Source organism: Leifsonia sp. NPDC077715 (assembly GCF_040686855.1).
GTDB lineage: Bacteria > Actinomycetota > Actinomycetes > Actinomycetales > Microbacteriaceae > Leifsonia.
In genome coordinates, this window is sequence record NZ_JBFBOG010000003.1 from 390,746 (window position 1) to 412,693 (window position 21,948).

At 70.1% G+C, this 21,948-nt stretch carries 17 protein-coding genes; 13 read left to right on the plus strand and 4 right to left on the minus strand.

Annotation, left to right across the window (positions count from 1 at the left end):
• Positions 1–5 precede the first annotated feature (5 nt).
• Genes frr through AB0P25_RS15715 form a run of 6 tightly spaced genes read left to right on the plus strand, consistent with a single transcriptional unit; the run spans position 6 to position 3,993 of the window.
• On the plus strand, positions 6–560 hold the full coding sequence (gene frr / locus AB0P25_RS15690; RefSeq protein WP_064108768.1) for a ribosome recycling factor: 555 nt from the start codon (positions 6–8) through the stop codon (positions 558–560).
• 3 nt (positions 561–563) lie between these two features.
• The gene (locus AB0P25_RS15695) at positions 564–1,595 is read left to right on the plus strand and encodes a phosphatidate cytidylyltransferase (RefSeq protein ID WP_363808540.1); all 1,032 of its coding nucleotides are present in this window, start codon (positions 564–566) and stop codon (positions 1,593–1,595) included.
• 12 nt (positions 1,596–1,607) lie between these two features.
• Positions 1,608–2,153 (plus strand): DivIVA domain-containing protein, encoded by a 546-nt coding sequence (locus AB0P25_RS15700; protein ID WP_363808543.1) that lies wholly within the window; start codon positions 1,608–1,610, stop codon positions 2,151–2,153.
• Positions 2,154–2,207: 54 nt separating this feature from the next.
• Complete coding sequence (locus AB0P25_RS15705) at positions 2,208–2,918, plus strand: lytic transglycosylase domain-containing protein (RefSeq protein ID WP_363808545.1); 711 nt, start codon at positions 2,208–2,210, stop codon at positions 2,916–2,918.
• Between the two features lie 35 nt (positions 2,919–2,953).
• Positions 2,954–3,253, plus strand: coding sequence for a hypothetical protein (locus tag AB0P25_RS15710; protein WP_363808547.1), 300 nt, complete (start codon positions 2,954–2,956; stop codon positions 3,251–3,253).
• Positions 3,250–3,993 carry an alpha/beta hydrolase gene (locus AB0P25_RS15715; RefSeq protein ID WP_363808548.1) on the plus strand — a complete coding sequence of 248 codons (744 nt, stop codon included), beginning with the start codon at positions 3,250–3,252 and terminating at the stop codon, positions 3,991–3,993. Before AB0P25_RS15710 ends, AB0P25_RS15715 begins: the two co-directional genes overlap by 4 nt.
• A 1-nt stretch (position 3,994) precedes the next feature.
• Here the strand turns inward: AB0P25_RS15715 and AB0P25_RS15720 are convergent, their stop codons facing one another.
• Positions 3,995–5,032 carry an AI-2E family transporter gene (locus AB0P25_RS15720; RefSeq protein ID WP_363808549.1) on the minus strand — a complete coding sequence of 346 codons (1,038 nt, stop codon included), beginning with the start codon at positions 5,030–5,032 and terminating at the stop codon, positions 3,995–3,997.
• Positions 5,033–5,047: 15 nt separating this feature from the next.
• Entirely contained in the window at positions 5,048–7,882 is a 2,835-nt protein-coding gene (locus tag AB0P25_RS15725) for a DivIVA domain-containing protein (RefSeq protein ID WP_363808551.1), read from the minus strand.
• Positions 7,883–8,074: 192 nt separating this feature from the next.
• On the opposite strand from AB0P25_RS15725, the gene AB0P25_RS15730 reads away from it, so the two are divergent.
• The 3 genes from AB0P25_RS15730 to AB0P25_RS15740 all read left to right on the plus strand — a co-directional run bounded on the left by AB0P25_RS15730 (position 8,075) and on the right by AB0P25_RS15740 (position 11,862).
• Positions 8,075–9,943: a hypothetical protein gene (locus tag AB0P25_RS15730; protein ID WP_363808552.1), complete on the plus strand. Its 1,869-nt coding sequence runs from the start codon at positions 8,075–8,077 to the stop codon at positions 9,941–9,943.
• A 71-nt stretch (positions 9,944–10,014) separates the two neighbouring features.
• A complete protein-coding gene (locus tag AB0P25_RS15735) occupies positions 10,015–11,010 on the plus strand; it encodes a tetratricopeptide repeat protein (protein WP_363808553.1) in 996 nt (331 codons plus the stop codon).
• A gap of 66 nt (positions 11,011–11,076) precedes the next feature.
• Positions 11,077–11,862, plus strand: coding sequence for an NAD(P)H-binding protein (locus AB0P25_RS15740; RefSeq protein WP_363808554.1), 786 nt, complete (start codon positions 11,077–11,079; stop codon positions 11,860–11,862).
• A gap of 89 nt (positions 11,863–11,951) precedes the next feature.
• Here AB0P25_RS15740 and glgB read toward each other — a convergent pair whose 3' ends face one another.
• Complete coding sequence (gene glgB, locus AB0P25_RS15745) at positions 11,952–14,159, minus strand: 1,4-alpha-glucan branching protein GlgB (protein ID WP_363808555.1); 2,208 nt, start codon at positions 14,157–14,159, stop codon at positions 11,952–11,954.
• A 29-nt stretch (positions 14,160–14,188) separates the two neighbouring features.
• Complete coding sequence (locus tag AB0P25_RS15750) at positions 14,189–16,153, minus strand: alpha-1,4-glucan--maltose-1-phosphate maltosyltransferase (protein ID WP_363809322.1); 1,965 nt, start codon at positions 16,151–16,153, stop codon at positions 14,189–14,191.
• Positions 16,154–16,441: 288 nt separating this feature from the next.
• Between AB0P25_RS15750 and AB0P25_RS15755 the strand changes: the two genes are divergently transcribed.
• From AB0P25_RS15755 to glgP, 4 genes are all read left to right on the plus strand, one after another.
• A complete protein-coding gene (locus AB0P25_RS15755) occupies positions 16,442–16,723 on the plus strand; it encodes a hypothetical protein (RefSeq protein WP_363808556.1) in 282 nt (93 codons plus the stop codon).
• Complete coding sequence (locus AB0P25_RS15760) at positions 16,713–18,635, plus strand: alpha/beta hydrolase (protein ID WP_363808558.1); 1,923 nt, start codon at positions 16,713–16,715, stop codon at positions 18,633–18,635. The genes AB0P25_RS15755 and AB0P25_RS15760 overlap by 11 nt, the downstream gene beginning before the upstream one ends.
• A gap of 92 nt (positions 18,636–18,727) precedes the next feature.
• Positions 18,728–19,321 carry a hypothetical protein gene (locus AB0P25_RS15765; protein ID WP_363808560.1) on the plus strand — a complete coding sequence of 198 codons (594 nt, stop codon included), beginning with the start codon at positions 18,728–18,730 and terminating at the stop codon, positions 19,319–19,321.
• 35 nt (positions 19,322–19,356) lie between these two features.
• Positions 19,357–21,927, plus strand: coding sequence for an alpha-glucan family phosphorylase (gene glgP / locus AB0P25_RS15770; protein WP_363808562.1), 2,571 nt, complete (start codon positions 19,357–19,359; stop codon positions 21,925–21,927).
• Positions 21,928–21,948: the final 21 nt, after the last annotated feature.

Sequence of the window (21,948 nt, forward strand, 5' to 3'; positions counted from 1 at the left end):
AGACCGTGATCGCGGATGTGATTTCCGACGCACGCCAGCGCATGAGCAAGACCGTGGACGCGGCGAGGGAGGATTTCGGCACCGTGAGCGCGGGCCGCGCCAACCCGGCTCTCTTCCAGAAGGTGCTCGTGGACTACTACGGCTCGCCGACCCCGCTGGCCCAGCTGGCCGGTCTGCAGAACCCGGAGGCGCGCGTCCTTCTCGTCACGCCGTACGACAAGTCGGCCCTCAAGGAGATCGAGAAGGCGATCGTCAACATGCCGAACCTGTCGGCGAACGTCGGCAACGACGGCGAGATCGTCCGCGTGACCCTCCCGGAGCTGACGGAGGACCGCCGCAAGGAGTTCGTGAAGATCGTCCGCGGCAAGGGCGAGGACGCCAAGGTCGCTATCCGCAACATCCGCCGCAAGGCCAAGGACGACCTCGACGCCCTCAAGGGCGAGGTCGGCGACGACGAGGTGGCGCGCGGCGAGAAGGAGCTCGAGACCATCACGCGCACGCACGTCGACGCCGTCGACGAGGCGCTGAAGCGCAAGGAAGCCGAGCTGCTCGAGGTCTAGCCGATGACCGAGGACAGTTCATCCCGGCCGCCCACCCCACCGGCGGCGACGCCTCCGGTCGGGGCGCAGGCGTCGGGGGTTCCGTCCCGCCGGGCCAAGCCGCGCTCGCGTGACGAACTGCGGGCGCAGGTGCAGGCGACGCGCGCCGACTTCGAGCGCCAGGTGCAGGTGCGCAAGGCGCAGCTGGATGCGACCAACGAGCGGATCGCCGCTCGTACCGGCCGCAACCTGATCCTCGCGATCGTGATCGGCGTGGCCGTCGGCGCGGTCGTGGTCGTCAGCCTGATCTTCATCAAGCAGCTGTTCCTGGTGTTCGGGATCGCCATGATCGGCTTCGCCGCGTTCGAGCTGGCGCAGGCGTTCCGGGGTTCCGGACGCCGAGTGCCGCGCATCCCGACCGTGGCGTCCGCGATCGGGATCGTGCCGGCCGCGTTCTATCTGCACGCGGGCGGCCAGCTGGTGGCGCTGTCGGCCGGCATCGTCCTGGTGGTGCTATGGCGTCTCGTGGAGCTCGTCGTGCCCGCGGGGCGCGCAGGTCCCAAGGCGCTCGGCCTCGACCTGCTCTGGTCGGTGTTCGTGCAGCTGTACGTCACGCTGCTCGGCAGCTTCGTCATCCTGCTCCTGGCGGAGGACGGCGGCGAGTGGTGGGTGCTGGCGTTCCTCATCCTGGTCGTGTCGGTGGACACCGGCGCGTACGTGAGCGGGCTGTCGTGGGGCAAGCACCCCATGGCGCCCACGATCAGTCCCAAAAAGACGTGGGAGGGGTTCGCGGGGGCGACCGCCGCGGCGATCATCGCGGGCATCCTGCTGTCGGTGTTCATGATCGGCGAGCCGTGGTGGTTCGGGATCCTCTTCGGCGTCGTCGTGCTGCTGACGGCGACCGCGGGCGACCTGGCCGAGTCGCTGATCAAGCGCGACCTGGGCATCAAGGACATGAGCTCGTGGCTGCCCGGTCACGGCGGGTTCCTCGACCGGCTCGACTCGATCCTGCCGTCCGCAGCGGTCACCTACGTGCTGTTCCTCATCTTCCGATGACAGAATGGGGGAGTGAGCACCTTCCCCCGCAGCCCCAAGTCCCAGCTGGGCTACGACGTCGAGCAGGTGGATGAATTCCTCCTCACCGCACGCCGCGCGTACGACGGCGACGACTCGGCGCCCGACCTGACCGCGGCAGACATCCGGCACACGGCGTTCTCGATGCACAAGGGCGGCTACTCGACCTCGCACGTCGACGCGGCCCTGGAGCGGCTTGAGGACGCGTTCTCCGCCCGCGAGCGGGACGCGGCGCGGGCCGCGGCCGGAGACGCCGCGTGGTTCGAGGAGGCGCGGACGACGGCGCAGGTCGTCCTCAACCGGCTGGACCGCCCGGTGGGCAACAGGTTCGACCGCGTCAGCTTCCTCACCCTCGGCTACAACCGCAACGACGTGGACCGCTTCGCGAACCGTCTGGTGCGCTACTTCCAGGACGGCCGGCCGATGAGCGTGGAAGAGGTGCGGACGGTCACATTCCGCGAGCAGCGCGGCGGATATCGCGAGGTGCAGGTCGACCTCCTGCTCGACGCCGTCACCGACGTCATGCTGGCGGTTCGCTGAGTGCGGGGGCGGAATCTTGGGTTTTCCGGCGATCTCCGTTATCGTTCTGTGATCGTGGGTAGACGAGCAACTGAGGCGGAGATCGTACCGCTGAGTCCGGCCAACCCGGTCGGGGTCGCGTTCAAGCGGTCCAGGCATCCGCATGTCCGGTCCCGTGCAGCCATCGCGGGCTTCGCCTTCATCGCCGTGGCCGGGTTCGCCCTGGTCAACGTCATCGACCCGTTCTCGGGCACGACGACCACCCCGGCGTACGCGGAGTCGCTGCAGCAGATCCCCATGACCGAGCGCTACGAAGGCGCCCCCGCTCAGGAGCTGACGGCTCCGGATGCGCCCGCGCAGACCATCACGCGCGAACCCGTCTCGGTGAAGGCCAAGCCCACTCCGACGCCGACGCCGACGCCCACTCCGACCGCGTCGAAGAAGTCCTCGTCATCGTCCTCGCGCAGCAGCAATCCGTCCGCCCCGATCCCGACGGCCGGCACGGCCCGCGACCTGGGCTACCAGATGATGCAGGCCCGTGGCTGGGGCGACGACCAGTGGGGCTGCCTCGACTCCCTGTGGAGCCGCGAGTCCGGCTGGCGCGTGAACGCGGCGAACCCCAGCGGCGCCTACGGCATCCCGCAGGCTCTCCCCGGGAGCAAGATGGGCCCCGGCTGGGAGACCGACGCGTCGGTCCAGATCAACTGGGGTCTCGGCTACATCGCCGGCCGTTACGGCACCCCCTGCGGCGCCTGGGCGCACTCCGAGTCCTCCGGCTGGTACTGACCCGTCCGGCGCGGCCACGCGCCTAGACTGGACGCATGCCGCGCTCCAACCGTCCCCGAGGCCGCTCAGCCGGTCGCCGGGAGGAGGAGCCGGACGGTCTCGATCGCCTGCTCGCCGGCTGGCGACGCACGGAGACCCGGCGCGGCGTCGAATGGAACGTGCAGCCGGTGTCGGCCGTCCAGGCCCAGAAGACGTACGTCTGCCCGGGCTGCGGGCGCGACATCCCGCCCGGGACGGCGCACCTCGTCGCGTGGCGCGCCGACGGCGTCCTGGGCGACGCCGCCGACCTCGCCGCGCGACGGCATTGGCACGAGTCCTGCTGGAGGATCGCATGAGCACCGAAGGAACGACCACCGAGATCCGCGGCGGCGTCGAGCTGCCCGCGCGGCGCGAGGACATCGAGCTGCGGACCCGGGACGGCCTGACGCTCGTGGGTGAGCTTTCGAGCCCTCTGGACCGGGATCCCGTGGCGACCCTCGTCACGCTCCACCCGCTTCCGACGGCGGGTGGCTTCATGGACTCGCACATCCTCCGGAAGGCCGCGGCGCGGCTGCCTGCCCTCGCCGACATCGCCGTGCTGCGTTTCAACACGCGCGGCACCGCCTCACCGCGGGGTCGCAGCCAGGGCGCCTTCGATGACGGCGTGGGGGAGCGTTACGACGTGGAGGCCGCCATGGCATTCGTCGCCGAGCGGGGTCTTCCGCATCCGTGGCTGGTTGGTTGGTCGTTCGGCACCGAGCTCGCGCTGATGTACGGCCGAGAGCTCCCGGTCGACGGCGTCATCCTGCTGTCCCCGCCGCTCCACCGCGCCAAGCCGCACCACCTGGCCGCGTGGGCGGGGGAGACGCGCCCGGTCGTCGCCCTCATCCCGGAGCACGACGACTTCCTGCGGCCCGCCGAGGCCGAGCAGAAGTTCGCACCGTTCCCGCAGATCGAGCTGGTCGACGTGGAGGGCGGCAAGCACCTGTGGGTCGGCGAGAACCAGACGCGCCGGGTGCTCAGCGAGATCGTGCAGCGCGTGAACCCGTCCGCCCTGCCGCTGCCGACCGAGTGGCCCGCCGCGTCCGGAGCCTGAGCTACAGCTCGTTCTGCCGCGGGATCACGACCTGCTTCACGATGAGCAGGATGGCCGCAGCGAACGGGATGGCCACGAGCGCCCCGAGGATGCCCAGCAGCGTGCCGCCGGCGAGGGCCGCGACCACGACCAGGGCGCCCGGGACCGAGACGGCTCGGTTCATGATGCGCGGGCTCAGTACGTACGCCTCCACCTGCATGTAGATCAGGTAGTAGATGGCGGCGGCGATCGCGGTCGGCGTTCCGGAGAGGAAGCAGGCCGCAACGATGATGACCGAGCCGGTGATGGTTCCGACGAGCGGGATCAACGAGAAGAAGAACGCGATCGACGCCAGCAGGATCGGGAACTTCGCGCCGATCACCGTCAGGAAGATCGCGCTGAGGACGCCGTTGACGAGCGCGAGCGACACCTGGCCCATGACGTACTTGCCGACCGAGTCGGTGATCTGGTCGCCGATGTCGGCGAAACGCGCCCGGCGGGAGGCGGGGACGAGCTGGTACGCCGACCGCTTGATGCTCGGCAGCGACGCCGTGAAGTAGATGGTCAGGATGATGACGATGATGACGCCGAAGATGCCCTGCACGATGCCCACGCCGGTCTGCAGCACCTTGGAGGTGATGTCCGGCAGGTTCTGCTGCAGCCACTTGGTGACGGCGTCGATGTTCTGCTGATTGACGATGCCCGGGAACTGGTGGCGGAGGCTGAGGAACCAGTCCTCGGCGCCGCCGTTGTTCACCCACTCGATGGTGTTGTTGACCAGCTGGGTCGCCTGGCCGACCGCGACCGGCACGATCGCCCAGATCAGGCCGATGAACGCGCCGATGATGATGACCAGCGTGACCACGAGGGCCAGCCAGCGCGGGAAGCGGCGGCGCTCCAGGAACGAGATCAGCGGCTCGATGCCGAGCGCCAGGAACAGCGCAGCGCCGATGTAGGTGATGATCGTCGCCAGGCTGACGATGGCGCTGAGGATGAGCAGTCCCAGGCCGACGCCGAGGACACCGATGAGACCGAGGCGGAACGGGTTCTGGATCTTCACGTGTTCCCCCTGGGATCAGTCGCGGTCTGCGGTCACCTTCTCGGCCTGCTGCAGGACGCCCCGGAGGTTCTCGAAGTACCCGGCCACGGCCTCACGCTCGATCCTAATCTGGGCCAGGCGCTCCTCCGCGTCGGCGACCAGGCGTTGCGTCCGCTCTTCCGTCTCGGCGAGGAGCGCGTCGGAGCGCTCCTCGGCGTCCCGGATGATCGCGGCCGCGGTGTCCTCGGCCTTCTTGCGGGCCTCGGTGACGGTGCGCCGGGCCTCGGTCTCGAAGGCCTCCGCCTCGGAGCGGGCCTGGGCGGTCCGCTTGACCGCGTCCGCCAGCTGGACGTTCGCCTCGTCGAGGTACTTCTGCGTCTGGGCGACCGCCTCCTGGTGACGGGCGAGGTATTCCTTCTCGGCCTCGTCGCGGCGGGCGCGGAGCTCGACGTCGAGGTCGATGCGCGCCTGCTCCATCTCGCGCGTGCGCGCCTCCACCTCCTCCAGGGTGCTGGTGCGGAGGGTCGTCAGCTCGGTGTCGAGCGCGGCCCGGGCGCCGGCGGCCTCCTGCTCGAAGGCGGCCGTGCGCTCGGCGAGCTCGGCCTGGAGGGCCGTTCGCGCCTCCGCGACCTCGCGTGCCAGCTCGGCCCGGGCGTCGGCGGTCTCCTTCTCGAGCGCGACGCGCGTCTGCTGCGCCTCGTCGGCGAGGGTGACGCGGATGCGCTCGGCCTCGCGCTCCAGTTCCAGGCGCTGCTGCTCCCGCTGGTCGGCGAGCTCGTTCTCGGTCGCCTCGCGCTTGTCGGCGAGGTCGGTCGTGGTGCTCCGGATGTCTTCGGCGAGACGACTGCGCGTCTGCTCCGACTCCGCGGCGAGGGCGCTCTTGGTCTGCGCGACCTCGGCGGCGAGGGCCTTCCTGGTCTGCTCGACCTCGGCGGCCAGCGCCGACTTCGTGGTCGTCACCTCGGTCTCGAGCGCTGACGTCGTCTGCTCGACCTCGGCCGCGAGCTCCGCCTTGGTCTGCTCGACCTCGGCCGCCAGCTCGGTCTGCGTGCGCTCGACCTCGTCGGCCAGCCCTGCCTTCGTCGTCGTGACCTCGGCCTCGAGCGCCTTCTTGGTCTGCTCGACCTCCGCGGCGAGCGCGGCCTTCGTCGTCGTGACCTCGGTCTCGAGGCTGGACCGGGCCTGCTCGACCTCAGCGGCGAGGGCGGCGGTGGTGGACTCGACCTCGGCGGCGAGACGGGCGCGCTCGGCGGTCAGCTCCGCCTCCAGCGCACTGCGCTCACGGGCGATCTCGTCCGCCAGCGCGGAGCGGGCGGTGTCGACCTCGGTGGCGAGCTCCGCGCGCAGGTCGGCGGCGTCGGAGTCCAGCTCGCGGCGCTGGCGCTCGGCGTCGGCGGCGAGGCGGGCGCGGGTCTGCTCGACCTCGGCGGCCAGCTCGCTCGCGGTCTGCTCGCGGTCGGCGGCCAGCTGCGCGGCGGTGGCCGCGCGGTCCGCCTCGAGGGCGGTCCGCGTCTCCGTGGTCTCCTTCTCGAGCGTGGTGCGGGTCTGGAGCACGTCGTCGGCGAGCTGTGTGGTGGTGCGCTCGACCTCCTCGGCGAGAGCGGTCTTGGTCGTGGTCACCTCGCTCTCGAGCGCAGCGCGGGTGGAGGTGACCTCGTTCTCCAGCGCGGACCGCGTGGTGGTCGCCTCGGTCTCGAGCTCCGACTTCGTGCGCGACACCTCTTCGGCCATGGCGGAACGGGTGCGGGTGACCTCGTCGGCCAGCTCGGCCTTCATGCGCTCCACCTCATCGGCCAGCGCACTGCGGGTGGTGGTGACGTCGGCGTCGAGAGCGGACCGTGCCTGCTCCACCTCGGCGGCGAGGGCGGCCTTCGTCTGCTCGACCTCGGCTGCCAGGGACTTCGTCGTCTGCTCCACCTCGGTCGCGAGCGCGAGGCGGCGGGTCTTCTCCTCGTTCTCGAGGTCGGCGCGGGTCTGCGCGGCGGCGCCCGCCAGCTCGGAGCGCTGCTGCTCCACTTCGGCGGCGAGGTCCGCCCGGGCCTGCGCGGCCTCCGCAGCGAGGGCGTTGCGCGTCTCGGTCTCCTCGGCGGCGAGACGGTCCGCCGTCTCGGCGACGCGGCGGTCCAGCTCCAGGCGGGTCTGAGCGGCCTCACGCTCGAACGCGGCGCGGTCCTCGGCCAGCGCGTTCTCAAGCTCGGCGCGGCGGGCGGCGATCGTGCGGTCGAGCTCGGCGGCCTCGGCCCGTGCGGCCTCCGCCTCGCGGGACGCGACGGCCTTCAGCTCCGCGGCCTCCCGGTCGGCCTCCGCGCGCACGGCGGCGGCCTCGCGCTTGCTCGTGGCGCGCAGTTCCGCTGCCTCGGTGGCGACGGCGCCGCGGATGGCGGCCGCCTCGCGCATCGCGTCGTTGAGCAGGGTCTCCTTGTCGGCGCGGGTCTTGGTGAGCAGTTCGCCCGACTCGATCTGGGCGTCCTCGAGCAGCGTCGTGGCGCGGGCCTGGGCGTCGGCCAGGATGCGCTCGGCCTGCGCGGCAGCCGCCTTCTTGACCTTCTCGATCTCGGCCGCCACGCCGGCGCGCAGCTTCTCGGCGTCGATGTCGGCCTGAGCGATCAGGCGGGTGGACTGCTCCTCGGCGACCCGGAGGGTGTTCTCGAGCTTCGTGCCGAGTCCGGAGTAGGTCGGGCTGCCGACCTCCTCGATCTCGGAGTTGAGGTCGTCGATGCGCGCCTGGAGCCGCTTGATCTCCTTGGCGGAGTCGGCTGCCTTGGTGTTGGACGCGATGAGTTCGCGTCGCAGCTCCTGCAGCGCCTTGTCGACCTCGTCCTTGTCATAGCCGCGGAAGGCCTGCGTGAAGGTGGATTCGTCGGTGGCCACTGTTGTTACTCCTGGGGGATGTTCGGGTCGACCCGCCGCGCGCGCGCCAGCGACGATCCTACAATTCACGGCTGTGCGCCCGCACGGGGGGTGCCGAAAGCGTCCAGGCAAGGGTTAGCTGCCTTTCAGGCATGTCCGGTATCGTCGTGTGACTGTGCCCGCCCCCGAACTTCGGCACATGAGGAGTCCTGCTTGCGTTTCGTACTCGCCATCGTCGCGTTCGTCGTCGCCGCGGTCATGATCGTGGCCGGCATCGCGCAGCGCACCGTCTTCGCGCCGCCGACCCGTATCGAGGCCGGCGCGACCGTCTCCGGAGACCCGCGTTACCTGGTGATCGACGGCTCGGCGCTCAATGCACATCCCGGCCAGCAGACGCTGACGATCTCGGACGCCCCGGCGGGCGCCACGCCGGTCGTGGCTTACGGCCGCACAGCGGACGTGAAGGCGTGGCTCGGCGACCAGAAGTACGTCGCCGTGCGCTATCAGAAGGCCACCGGCGATCTGACGACCAAGGCCGTGACGCCGAAGCCGACCGCTGCGAGCGGCGACGAGTCCACCTCCACGGCGACGCCGACTCCCACCCCAACGCCCACCGCGGCGGCGGGCGGGACCACCGACTCCACGACCAGCGCGACCGCGGGGCCCAACCCGGCGGGCTCGGACCTGTGGCTCGAGGAGTTCGACGGCGAATCCGCCCAGGTCACGCGCATGAACATCCCCGACGACGTGAGCGTCATCGTCGCCACCGACGGCACCAAGGCCGCCCCGTCGCGGGTGACCGTGACCTGGCCGGTCGACTCCAGCACCCCGTGGGCGTTCCCGCTCATCATCGGCGGGCTCATCCTGCTCGTCATCGGCATCGCCCTGTACCTCTGGGGCCTGTACACCCACCGCCGTTCGCGCGGCCCGCGTCGCAAGAGCGGCCCGAAGATGCCGAAGCTGCCCAAGGCTCCCAAGTACAAGCCCACCGCCATGATCGAGACCACCCCGCGCGGCCGCCGTTCCAGCCGTCGCGCACGCGTCATCCTGCCCGTCGCCGTGGCCGGAGCCCTGGCGCTGACCGGCTGCACCGCCGGCACGAACGCGGCCACCACCCCGTCGAAGACCGCGACCCCGCTCGCGACCGAGGCCCCGGACGCCCAGGGGCAGCTCCCGCCCGCCGTGACGGTCCCGCAGCTCGAGCGCATCGTCAAGCGCATCTCCGACGCCGCGGGTCAGGCCGATGCCAAGGCCAGCCCCGACCTGGCCAAGGCGCGCTTCACCGGCCCGGCGCTGCAGCTGCGCACCGCGAACTACGCCATCCGCGCGAAGAAGGCGGACGAGCCGGCGCTGCCCGCCATCCCGGCCAGCCCTATCGTGCTCTCGCTGCCGCAGGCGACCGACACCTGGCCGCGAACCGTCGCCGCCGTCATCGACAGCCCGAAGGACGCCAAGGGCAACGCCCAGGCGCCGATCGCGCTGACTCTCGTGCAGGCGACGCCGCGCGACAACTACCAGGTGGAGTACGCCGTCTCGCTCGAGCCGAAGGCCAAGGTGCCCAACCTCGCCCCGGCGAGCATCGGTTCGGCGGTCGTCCCGCCCGACTCCAAGCTGCTCGCCCTGCCACCGGAGAAGGTGGCCGCCGCGTATGGCGATGTCCTGATGAACGGCGACAAGAGCCAGTACGCGAGTCTGTTCAGCGCCGAGGGCGACACCCTGCGCACGCAGGTGGGCGCCGATTGGAAGGCGAAGCAGAAGGCGGCCGTCCCGGCCACCGCGTCGCTGACGTTCACGAGCGCGCCCGGTGACGGCAAGGACGTCGCCATGGCGACCAACGACTCCGGCGCGATCGTCTGGACCGACCTCAAGGAATCGCAGGTGCTGAAGGTCGTCGAGGCCGGCGCCGAGGTGAGCGCAGGGGCGACCGCGGCCGCTCTCAGCGGGGTGGCGTCGTCGAAGACCGGCATCCAGTCCGACTTCGGCTACCAGCTCGCGTTCTACGTGCCGCCGGCGGGTTCCGACGCCAAGATCACGCTGCTCGGGTTCGCTCAGGGCATGACCTCGGCCGAGCAGATCCCGTAACGGTCGGCGGCGACGCGAGTATCCTGGACAGTCGTGCCGGACCTGTTCGAGCCCCGACACGTGGAGGATCAATGAGCAACGTCCCGCCCCCGCCCACCAACCTGCGCGGGGCCGTCGATCTCAGCTCTCTCGTCAACCGTCCGCCTGCGGGCGCTGCGGGCGCTGCCCCCGGTGCCTCCGGTGCCGCTGCCGGTCAGGCGACGGGCGACCTGACGCTGCCGAGCCTGTACTTCGAGGGCACGGACGCCAACTTCAACGACTTCATCGACCTGTCGATGCGCGTGCCGATCGTCGTCGGCCTCGGCACGGAACGATCCGAGCAGTGGCAGCAGTTCGCGCCGGTGCTGGATCGAGCCGTCGGCAGCTTCCGGGGCCGTCTCGTCGGCGTGAAGATCGATGTGGACGCGAACCCGCAGCTCACCCAGGCGTTCCAGTCCCAGGCGGTGCCCACGGTCGCGGCGCTCGTAGCGGGCCGTCCGGTCCAGCTGTTCGCCGGTGTCGTCGCCGAGGACCAGCTCCGTGACGTGTTCGAGCAGCTGCTGCAGCTGGCAGCGCAGAACGGCGTGACCGAGTCGGTGACCGTCGAGGGAGGCCCGGACGGTGCCGAAAGCGACGGCGACGCCGCCGCCCCGGAGACCGCCCCCGAGCCGCCGCTGCCCCCGCTGCACCAGGAGGCGTACGACGCGATCGACCGCGGGGACTACGAGGGCGCCATCCGCGCTTACCGCACGGCGATCGCCCAGGACCCGCGCGACACCATGGCCGCCGCGGGCCTCGCGCAGGTGAGCCTGCTCGCACGGCTCAGCGGCCACTCGGCCGACGAGCTGCGCACCGCGGCCGCCGAGAGCCCGCGCGACGCCGACGCCCAGCTCGGAGTGGCCGACCTCGACATCTCCGGCGGACACGTGGAGGACGCCTTCGACCGCCTCCTCACCCTCTTCCCGTCGCTCGACGCTGCGGGCAAGGAGCAGGTGCGCGCCCGCATCCTGGAGTATTTCGAGATCGTGGGTGTGGACGACCCGCGCGTCGGCAAGGCCCGGGCTAGGCTGGCGTCGCTGCTGTACTGAGCCCGACCCCCACGGGCCGCGGTCGGCGGCGTTCTCGTTCCGCTCACCGCTCAGGAGTGATGGCCCATGTCTCGTGTGCTCGTCGTCGGAGGCACCGGCCTGGCCGGTCGCGCCGTCACCGCCGAGGCGATCGAAAGGGGCCATGATGTGGTCGTCGCCGCCCGTCGGGTGCCGGACGACGACGCTGACGCCTACGTGAACGGCGCCGCCTACGTCACGGCCGACCTCGTCACCGGTGCTGGTCTCGAGGAGGCGGTGGACGGCGTCGACGTCATCGTCGACACCAGCAATGCGGTCGGCAAGCGGGCCGCGCACGTCTTCGCCGTCGGGGCGCAGAACCTCGTGCACACCGCTGCCCGTTTCGGCGTCCACCGAGCGGTGGTGCTCTCGATCGTGGGCGTCGAGGGGTCTTCGTACGGTTATTACCGCGCCAAGGCCGCGCAGGAGCGGGCGTACCGGGAGTCGCCGCTCGACACCCGGATCGTGCGCGCGACCCAGTTCCACGACTTCGTCACGGCCATCTTCGAGCGCGGCCGCCCGGTGGGAGCCCTCCTCGCCCCGAGCGGTACCCGGTTCCAGCCCATCGCGGTGGGGGATGTCGCTCGCGTGCTGGTCGACGTGGCCGAGGGCGCGGGGGAGCCGGATAGCGTGCTGCACATCGGCGGCCCGCGCGTGGAGTCGGCACGGTCGCTGGCGGAGCAGTGGAAGCGCGCGAGCGGCACCCGTCGATTCATCCTGCCGATCCGCCTCGGCGGGGGACTGGGCGCGACCTGGCGCGCCGGCCGCAACCTCGTCCCCGAACACGCCGTCGACGGCGTGCACTACAGCGCCTGGGTCGATTCCCGGGCCTGAGCCTCCGCACGGGCATCGAGGGGACGCAACACGCCGTTACGCCCAGGCGATAACGGCGTGTTGCGTCCCCTCGATGACGAACCGCGGTGTCAGCCGCGCGGCTTCAGGTACAACGCACCGAGCGGCGGCAGGGTGAGCACGGCCGAGGCCGGGCGTCCCATCCACGGGTCGTCGGTCGCGGTGACCGCGCCGAGGTTGCCGACGCCCGACCCGCCGAACGTCTCGGCGTCGGTGTTGAGCAGTTCCTCCCACTCGCCGGCGAACGGCAGGCCGATGCGGTAGTCGCTGTGCGGCGCCCCGGAGAAGTTGAAGACCACGGCGATCGGCGACCCGTCGCGGTCCTTGCGGAGGAACGCGATGACGTTGCCCTGGGCGTCCGAACCGTCGAGCCATTCGAAGCCCTGCGGCTCGTTGTCGGCCGCCCACAGCTGCGGGTTGTCCTTGTACACGGCGTTGAGCTGCGCCACGAGGTTCCAGAGGCCGCGATGCGCCGGCTGGTCGAGCATCCACCAGTCGAGCCCGCGCTCCTCGCTCCACTCGGACAGCTGCCCGAACTCCTGGCCCATGAACAGCAGCTGCTTGCCGGGATGCGCCCACATGAACGCGAGGAAGACCCGGGCGTTCGCCAGCTGCTGCCAGTGATCGCCGGGCATCTTGTTGAGGAGCGATCCCTTGCCGTGCACGACCTCGTCGTGGCTGATCGGCAGGAGGAAGTTCTCGCTCCACGCGTAGACGAACGAGAACGTGATCTCGCCGTGGTGGTAGCTGCGGTACATGGGGTCCTCGTGGATGTACTGGAGCGAGTCGTGCATCCAGCCCATGTTCCACTTCAGCCCGAAGCCGAGGCCGCCCGACGAGGTGGGAGCGGTGACGCCCGGGTAGCTGGTGGACTCCTCGGCGATCATCACCGTGCCCGGGTTGCGCTTGTATGCGGTGGCGGTGACCTCCTGGAGGAAGCCGATCGCCTCCAGGTTCTCGCGGCCGCCGTGGATGTTGGGCTCCCATTCGCCGTCGTTGCGGGAGTAGTCGAGGTACAGCATCGACGCGACGGCGTCGACGCGGAGACCGTCGACGTGGAACTCCTCGAGCCAGTACAGCGCGTTGGCGACCAGGAAGTTGCGCACCTGCGAGTTGCCGTAGTCGAAGATGTACGTACCCCAGTCCTTGTGCTCGCCGCGACGCGGGTCCGCGTGCTCGTACAGCGGCTGGCCGTCGAACCGGGCGAGCGCCCAGTCGTCCTTGGGGAAGTGGCCGGGGACCCAGTCGAGGATCACGCCGATGCCGGCCTGGTGCAGCCGGTCGATGAGGTACTTGAGGTCGTCGGGGTGGCCGAACCGGCTTGTCGGCGCGTAGTAGCCGGTCACCTGGTATCCCCACGACCCGCCGAAGGGATGCTCGGCGAGCGGCAGGAACTCCACGTGCGTGTAGCCGAGGGCGCCGACGTAGTCGATCAGCTCGTCCGCCGCCTCGCGGTAGCCGAGTCCGGGACGCCACGAGCCGAAGTGCAGCTCGTAGACGCTCATCGGGCCGGCGTGCGGGTCGTGTGCGGCGCGGGAGGTCATCCACTCGTCGTCCTCCCACGCGTGGCGGCTGACGGTGATCCGGGAGGCGGTCGCGGGCGGCGTCTCGGCGAGCTGGGCGAGCGGGTCGATCTTGCGCACCCAGCGCCCGTCCTGCGTGAGGATGTCGAACTTGTAGATCTCGCCCTCGCCGAGGCCGGGGACGAACAGCTCCCAGACGCCCGACGAGCCCATGTTGCGCATCGAGTACAGCGTGCCGTCCCAGCCGTTGAAGTTCCCGACCACGCGGACCGCGCGCGCGTGCGGAGCCCACACGGTGAACGAGGTGCCGACGACGCCGCCGAGGTCGCGGACGTGCGCGCCGAGCGCCGTCCACAGCGTCTCGTGGCGGCCCTCGCCGATCAGGTGCAGGTCGAGCTGCCCGATGGTCGGCTGGAAGCGGTACGGGTCGTCCGCGGTCCAGGTGCTGCCGTCGTCGTACCGCGCCTCGATCTGGTAGGCGCCGGGTCCGACGATGTCGACGCCCTGCCACACGCCGTAGCCGGCGTGCGCGAGCTCGATGTGCGCACCGGTCGAGAGGATGGCGAAGACCTCCCTGGCGAGCGGCCGGAGGGTGCGGATGACGGTGACCGGGTCGGCCACGCCGGGCGCGTTGACCTGGTGCTGCCCGAGCACCGCGTGCGGGTCGTGGTGGCTGCCGGCGGCGATCGTTGCGAGCAGGGTCTCGTCGAGGGCGGGCAGTTCGACGGCGGCGGCGCCTTCGGGGATGGGGGACATGGTGCGGCTCCTCAGCTCTCGGTCGGCGGTCACAGCGGGCGGACGGACAGGATGTGAACGGGCTCGGTGAAGGCGTCGAGGCGCACGTAGTTGTCGGTGCCCCAGGTCCAGCGCTGCCCGGTCACCCGGTCCTTCACCTCGAACTGCTGCCAGAACGGGATCCCGAACCGCGTGGGGTCGAGGTGGACTATCGTCTCGCGCACGGAGTGCGGGTCGACGTTCGCGACTACGATCACCGCGTCGGCCTTGCCGCTGCGGGTGAACCGCCCGTCGAGGTACTTGGAGTAGACGAGGACGCTGTCGTCGTCGCTCCAGTGGATCGACAGGTTGCGCAGCTGGCGCAGGGCCGGGTGCTCGCTGCGCGCCCGGTTCAGCATGGTGAGGTAGCCCGCGAGCGAGCGTCCCTCCTGCTGCGCGCGGGTGTAGTCGCGCGGACGGTACTCGTACTTCTCGTTGTCGATGTACTCCTCGGCGCCGGGCCGGGCGACGTTCTCGAACAGCTCGTAACCCGAGTAGACGCCCCAGGTCGGTGCGGCGGTCGCGGCGATCGCCGCGCGCACCTTGAACGCCGGCTGGCCGCCGAACTGCAGGTACTCGGTGAGGATGTCCGGGGTGTTCACGAACAGGTTCGGGCGGAGGTAGTCGGCCGTCTCATGCGCGATCGAGTCGAGGAACTCCTCCAGTTCCTCCTTGGTGTTGCGCCAGGTGAAGTACGAGTACGACTGCTGGAACCCGGCCTTCGCCAGGGTGCGGAGGAGCGCGGGCCGCGTGAACGCCTCCGCGAGGAACACCACGTCCGGGTCGGTCTCGTTCACCGTGTGGATGAGCCATTCCCAGAAGTGCAGCGGCTTGGTGTGCGGGTTGTCGACGCGGAAGATGCGGACGCCGAGAGCCATCCAATGCCGGACGATGCGCAGCACCTCCTGGCGAAGGCCCTCGTAGTCGTTGTCGAAGTTGATCGGGTAGATGTCCTGGTACTTCTTCGGCGGGTTCTCCGCGTAGGCGATCGTGCCGTCGGGGAGGGTGGTGAACCACTCGGGATGGGTCTTCACCCACGGGTGGTCGGGCGACGCCTGCAACGCCAGGTCGAGCGCGACCTCCAAGCCCGCCTGCTTGGCCTTGCCGAGGAAGAACGTGAAGTCCTTCTCGGTGCCCAGGTCGGGGTGGATGGCGTCGTGGCCGCCCTCGGCGCTGCCGATCGCCCACGGCGATCCGGGATCGTTGGGGCCCGCGTCGAGCGTGTTGTTCGGTCCCTTGCGGAACGTGCGGCCGATCGGGTGGATGGGCGGCAGATAGACGACGTCGAAGCCCATCGCGGCGACCTCGGGCAGGCGCTTCGCCGCCGTGCGGAAGGTGCCGGACTGCCAGGTGCCGTTGGCCCGCTTCTTCGCACCCTCGGACCGCGGGAAGAACTCGTACCAGCTGCCGACGCCGGCGCGCGTGCGCTCCACCTGGATGGCGCGCGTGGCCGAGAGGGACGGCAGGCTCACAACGGGCCGCTCGGCGAGCACCTGCTGGATGCGGTCGTCGACCGCAGCCTGGAAGCGCTCCTCGACCGGCCGCTTGGTGTCCGCGACCACCTTGGCGGCCTCGGAGAGGTGACGGCGCTCGGCGGTGCTGCGCCGCTTGTCCTTCGATGCCTGGACGAGGAGGTCGTGACCCATCGTCAGCATCAGCTCGACGTCGATCCCGGCCGGGACCTTCACCTCGGCGTTGTGGTGCCAGGTGGCGTACTCGTCGGCGTAGGCCTGCACGCGGTACCGCCAGAGGCCGGTCTGGTCGAGCTGCACCTCCACCTCCCACCGGTCGGTGCCGGGGGCGAGCGGGTGCATGTGGTGCTCGGTCTGCTGCCCGGCGGGATCGAGCAGGATGAGATCCACGCCGATCTTGTCGTGCCCCTCCCGGAACGCGGTCGCCCGGAACGGGATCACCTCGCCGCTGAACGCCGTCGCCGCCCACAGTCCCTCGTCGACCTGGGGCGAGAGCTCCAGGATCGGGATGCGGGGGAGCAGGGGCTCGTAGTGCGCCGTGGGCGCCGGTGTCGCCGGGCTCGGCGCGGGCGCCGGCTCCGCGGGGGCTTGCTTCGTGGCCGCCTCGGGCGCGGCGGCTGCTGACTTGGTCGCTGCGTTCTTCACCACGGTCCGAACGTACACTCATTCGCTCGAACGGGATGGGGCGGATCTGACCGACGCAAGCCTGCAATCAATACACGCATAAAGAGTACCGCCATAAGAGTTGCGGTACGGTATTTGAGTAGATGAGACGCGGGAGGCGGTGCCGACATGAAGGTTGCTGTGAAGCCGGCAGTGTTGCGAGAGTTGGCGGGCGAGTTGGGGGCGCTGAACGATCCGTACCATCGTCCCGAGGTCGACGTTCGTCGATTGGGTGCGCCGCCCGCGGTGTGGGCGTTCGAGGGCTTCGAGGGGCACTGGGGGCCGGGTCAGCGGGCGCTGACCGCCGCGGTGGAGGAGTTGCGCGCGATCCTGGCCGGGGCGGCTGACGGGTACGAGCTGCGGGACGCGCGGAGTGCTGCATCGTTCCGTGGAGGGCCGCGTGTCTTCTGAGGTCGATTGGTCCCCGCTGCTCTTCGAGGACGACCCGACGCCGGGCCATCCGGAGGAGGTGGACACGCTCGCGCATCAGCTGAGGTGGGCGGCGGGACATCTGGAGGCGCAGACCGTCGCGCTGGAGCGCATCCATTCGCGGGTGGGAGAGCCGGCGTGGTCCGGGATGGCCGCGCAGGTGTTCGCAGGGCGCGTTCTCACCGTGGTGGATCAGCACCGTACGGCGGCGTCGAAGCATCGTGCCGGAGCGATCGCGGCTGCGCAGTGGTCCCAGGCATTGGAGGGCGCTCACGCGCAATCCCGGGTGGCTCTGCGGGTTGCGGTTCACGCACTGAAGGAGATCGAGGAGGGCCACGAGCTGCTCGCCGAGCTGTCCGCGGCCTTCTTAGGCTCCGAGGCCGCCGCGAAGGCGTTGAAACGCACCTTCGCGATGTACCAGGGGCTGACGCCGCCGCTCGGTGTCACCGTGCCGACGGCCTCGCAACTGGCAGCCGCCGAACGCGAGGTACGGGCGGCGGAGAAGGCGCTGGACCCGGTCCGGCGGCAGATCGAGACGGCGGAGCAGCGCCTGGCGGAGGCGCGAGCTCAGGGCCGACGGGCTCAGGAGCAGCACGCCCGAGGGGAATGGGCGTTCCGGGAAGGGATGGAGGCGGCCGCGACCGGTGCACCGAGGTTCGAGCCGTCGAAGCGCGGCGAGTTCGCGACGGCGCTGAGCAAGCTGACGGCGGCCGACCTGTCCGGTGGTGCCGGAGTCCTCACCGCGCTGGAGCGGCTGACGACGGAGCAGTGGGCGGCTCTTGTCATCGAGAACCCGCAACTCGCGTGGAAGGCGCTGGACGACCCGCCGTCCCCGGACGAGGTTGCCACGTGGTGGGGACGGGTGAAGGACTCCCCGGGCCTGGCCGCGCTGCTGAAGAAGGCCCCGGAGCTTTTCGGCAACCTCGACGGGATTCCGTTCGGGGTCCGCGACGCCTGCAACCGCGCGGTGCTGAAGAAGGCGTTGAAGGACCCGGCGTCCGTGTACGAGGCGATGGACCCGCGCCATCAGCCGGGGTCGCTCGATGAGTTCATCGGGGAGGCCAAGGCGCTGGATGCGGCGCTCAAAGACGCCGACTCGTACAAACATCGCATATCGGGTGGGCGAGAGAACCAGGTTGTCCAGCTCGTGCACTTCGGGGCACGGAACGGAGCCGTGACGGCTGCCGTGTCGCTGGGAGACCTGGATAGGGCGACGAACGTCACGGTCAACGTGCCGGGGGCAGGCTCGAAGCTTGCGGGCGGATTGGCACCGCATCTTCGCGCTGGAAGAGACCTCGCCCGAGCTGCATCGAAGGAGAACTCCAACTCGACATACGCGATGGTGTCATGGTTCGGCTATCGCGCACCGGCGCCATCGGAGGTCGGGGCCCCTAACCGTGGGATGGATGGTGCCAAGCCGCTCGCAATTTACCTGGACGGTCTGCACGCGGGCCGCCCAGGGAATGAACCCGCGCGGGTGAATGTGACCGGGCATTCGTACGGTTCCACGACGGCGTCGTACGCACTCAAGCTCACGAAGTATCCAACGTCCACGTTCACCTCGCTTGGTTCGGTGGGGTTCGGGACGGGCACTTCAGTGGCCGACCTCAACGTGGGTCACGTGTTCGCCACCGAAAGCAACGACCCGATCGCCGGGTTCGGCCGCACGATAACGTTCACCTCGCGCACGGATCCGCGAGATATCGATGGAGTGACGGTGTTCCCGTCCGTCGGCGTCCCCGGGGCTCGCGACGTCACAGGGCACGACCTGCATCCGGAAGTTGGAAAGGGGAAAGACGTCAGACCAGACCCGGACAGGGTCGGCTACCTCTCGCCGAAATCTGCCGCCCAAGTCGGAACTGCCAAGATCGTCGCAAACGGGAGCACCGAATGAGGCGCGCGTGGGTGCGAGGGTTGCCCACTGTCGTATTGGCGGTGGTGGTGTTGTCGGTTACGGGGTGTGCATGGGTGAAAGGAGACCCATTGATGGGCAAGGACGATGCCGGGATGACGCGGGCTGAGGCGGAAGCCATAAGCATAGAGGAGGTCTACGCGCTATATGCGGAGCGGTACACGCGTCTGCAGGAGATGCTCCGCGATGCGCAGTTAGTGATCAGCGATGGGCCGTGGGGCTGGATCGGTGCCGGTCTCCTGCCGAATGGCGGCAACGAGACCGCCTACCGCACCCCGACCGGTATGACGGTGGAGAACAGCTACCTCCTCGACGATGCGCGCACCATTCAGCCTCCCGGGGCGAAGGGTGATGAAGCGGATCTGGAGCCGATGCGTAAGCATTTCGCAGCACAGGGATGGAGAATCCAGGTCCGAAATGACTTCGAAAGCTCGACGGATCTTCTTGGCTGGTCTGAAGACGGATTCTGCGTCGAATACACCGTTCGCACCAACGGAAACTACTCGCTCAGCGTGTACTCCGGGTCCTATTGGGGTCCGGGGAAAGAACTTCTCGTTCATCTCGCGGAGCGCCTTCGGCCGGAGCTCATCCTCCGAGAGTCCGTCCCCGGCGAGTGGATCCCGCTGCCGGCCTGGGATGCCCCGGTCGTGAATCCGGTCAGGGATTAACCCGCGCGACATGAGCCTCCCCTAAGGTGGAGCGGGTGAAGGCCATCCGTCGATTTACCGTCCGCGCCGTCCTCCCCGACAACCTCTCCGCTCTGGAGGAGATCGCAGGCAACCTCCGCTGGTCCTGGCACGAGCCCACCAAGGAGCTGTTCGCCCGCATCTCGCCCGAGCTGTGGCAGCAGGTCAGACACGATCCCATCGCCCTCCTCGGCGCGGTCGAGCCCTCGCGGCTCGCCGAGCTCGCGGGCGATCAGGGTTACGTCGACTGGGCGAACCACATCCGCGACGACCTCCGTGCGTACCTCAGCGAACCGCGCTGGTACCAGTCGCTCGGCGAGGGCGCGCCCAAGACCATCGCCTACTTCTCGCCCGAGTTCGGCATCGCGGCCACGCTGCCGCAGTACTCCGGCGGCCTCGGCATCCTCGCCGGCGACCACCTGAAAGCGGCCAGCGACCTCGGGGTGCCGATCGTCGCCGCCGGGCTCTTCTATCGGTCCGGCTATTTCTCGCAGGCGATCACGCCCGACGGCTGGCAGCTGGAGAGCTACCCGGTGCTCGACCCCGACGGCCTGCCGCTCAGCGTCCTCCGGAACCCGGACGGCACGCCGGTGCAGATCTCGCTGGCCCTGCCGGATGGCGTGCTGCACGCGCGCGTCTGGCAGGCCGCCGTCGGACGCGTGAAGCTGCTCCTGCTCGACACCGACATCCCCGACAACGAGGAGCGCCTGCGCTCGGTCACCGACCGCCTGTACGGCGGCGGGGGAGAGCACCGCCTGCTGCAGGAGCTGCTGCTCGGCATCGGCGGCGTCCGCGCCGTGAAGGCGTGGACAGAGCTGACGGGCGCTCCCGAGGCGGAGGTGTTCCACACCAACGAGGGGCACGCCGGCTTTCTCGGGCTGGAGCGCATCTCCGACCTCATCGGCGAAGGGCTCACCTTCGACCAGGCGCTGCAGGTCGTGCGCGCGGGCACCGTCTTCACGACCCACACGCCGGTGCCAGCGGGCATCGACCGGTTCGACAAGCCGCTGGTCCAGCGGTACTTCTCCACTTCACTGCTTCCGGGCGTCTCCGTGGAGCAGGTGCTCCCGCTGGGCGCGGAGGACTACCCGGGCGGCTCTCCGGACGTCTTCAACATGGCGGTCATGGGCCTGCGCCTCGGCCAGCACGCGAACGGCGTCTCGCAGCTGCACGGTGACGTGTCGCGCCACATGTTCAACGGGCTCTACCCCGGCTTCGACCCGCAGGAGGTGCCGATCGACTCGGTCACCAACGGCGTCCACGCGCCGACCTGGACCGACCCGATGCTCCGCGCCCTCGCCCTGGAGCGGCTGGGCACCGAGGACACGACCCACGCCGACTGGGCCAACAGCGGCGCGGTCAGCGACCTCGACCTGTGGGGCGTGCGCAACCGGATGCGCGAGCAGCTGGTGCAGGACGCCCGACGTCGCCTCGAGCGCGCGTGGGAGGAGCAGAACCCCGGCGGCATCGCGCCCGCGTGGATGGACGACCTGCTCGACCCGAACGTCCTCACCATCGGCTTCGCCCGCCGCGTGCCGACCTACAAGCGGCTCACGCTGATGCTGCACGACCCCGACCGGCTGCGCCGCATCCTCACCGACCCGAAGCGGCCGGTGCAGTTCGTGATCGCGGGCAAGTCGCATCCCGCCGACGACGAGGGCAAGCGCCTCATCCAGAAGCTGGTGCAGTTCGCGTCGGAGGCCGACATCCGTCAGCGGATGGTGTTCCTCCCCGACTACGACATCGGGATGGCCCAGCTGCTGTACCCGGGCACGGACGTCTGGCTGAACAACCCGCTGCGCCCGCTCGAGGCCTGCGGAACGTCCGGCATGAAGGCGGCGCTGAACGGTGCGCTGAACCTGTCGATCCTCGACGGCTGGTGGAACGAGTTCTACGACGGCGAGAACGGCTGGGCGATCCCGTCCGCGGACGCCGCCGGGGACGGCGCCGAGCGCGACGCGCTCGAGGCCGAGGCGATGTACGACCTGATCGAGCACCAGATCGCCCCGCGGTTCTACGACCGCGACGGCGACGGCGTGCCCACCGCGTGGATCGCGCGCATCCGGCACACGCTGGCCACCCTGTCCGCTCCGCTGTCGGCTGAGCGCATGGTGCGCGAGTACGTGGAGCGGCTGTACGTTCCCGCGGCCTCCTACGAGGACCGGCTGACCGAGGACGACTTCGCCGAAGCGCGCTCGCTCGCCGACTGGAAGGCGAAGGTCGAGGCGGCCTGGCCGGGCGTCAACGTCGCCCACGTCGACGCCGGAGGTGTGGATGCGGTGCCGCAGGTCGGCGACGAGCTGCACGTCCGTGCGCTGGTGCACCTGAACGGGCTCGACCCGTCGGACGTCGAGGTGCAGGTCGTCTACGGACGCAGCCACGACGACGAGCTGACCGACACCCGCCAGCAGGCGCTCACGGTCGACACCTCGGTGCCCGGGACGCACGACGCGACCGTCGCGCACGAGTTCGTCGGCACGGTCCGGCTCGCGTGGGCCGGTTCCTTCGGCTACACCGTCCGCGTCGTCCCCGTGAACGACCTGCTCCTCACCCCCGCCGAACTCGGCCTCGTCACCACCGCGTCCTGACCGGACCGCCGCCGAGTCCGC

Bases quoted from the DNA above. Each gene is read 5' to 3' on its own strand.
- AB0P25_RS15695 (WP_363808540.1), top strand. From the start codon at position 564: ATGACCGAGGACAGTTCATCCCGGCCGCCCACCCCACCGGCGGCGACG.
- AB0P25_RS15710 (WP_363808547.1), top strand. From the start codon at position 2,954: ATGCCGCGCTCCAACCGTCCCCGAGGCCGCTCAGCCGGTCGCCGGGAG.
- AB0P25_RS15715 (WP_363808548.1), top strand. From the start codon at position 3,250: ATGAGCACCGAAGGAACGACCACCGAGATCCGCGGCGGCGTCGAGCTG.
- AB0P25_RS15735 (WP_363808553.1), top strand. From the start codon at position 10,015: ATGAGCAACGTCCCGCCCCCGCCCACCAACCTGCGCGGGGCCGTCGAT.
- AB0P25_RS15740 (WP_363808554.1), top strand. From the start codon at position 11,077: ATGTCTCGTGTGCTCGTCGTCGGAGGCACCGGCCTGGCCGGTCGCGCC.
- glgB (WP_363808555.1), bottom strand. From the start codon at position 14,159: ATGTCCCCCATCCCCGAAGGCGCCGCCGCCGTCGAACTGCCCGCCCTC.
- AB0P25_RS15755 (WP_363808556.1), top strand. From the start codon at position 16,442: ATGAAGGTTGCTGTGAAGCCGGCAGTGTTGCGAGAGTTGGCGGGCGAG.
- AB0P25_RS15765 (WP_363808560.1), top strand. From the start codon at position 18,728: ATGGGCAAGGACGATGCCGGGATGACGCGGGCTGAGGCGGAAGCCATA.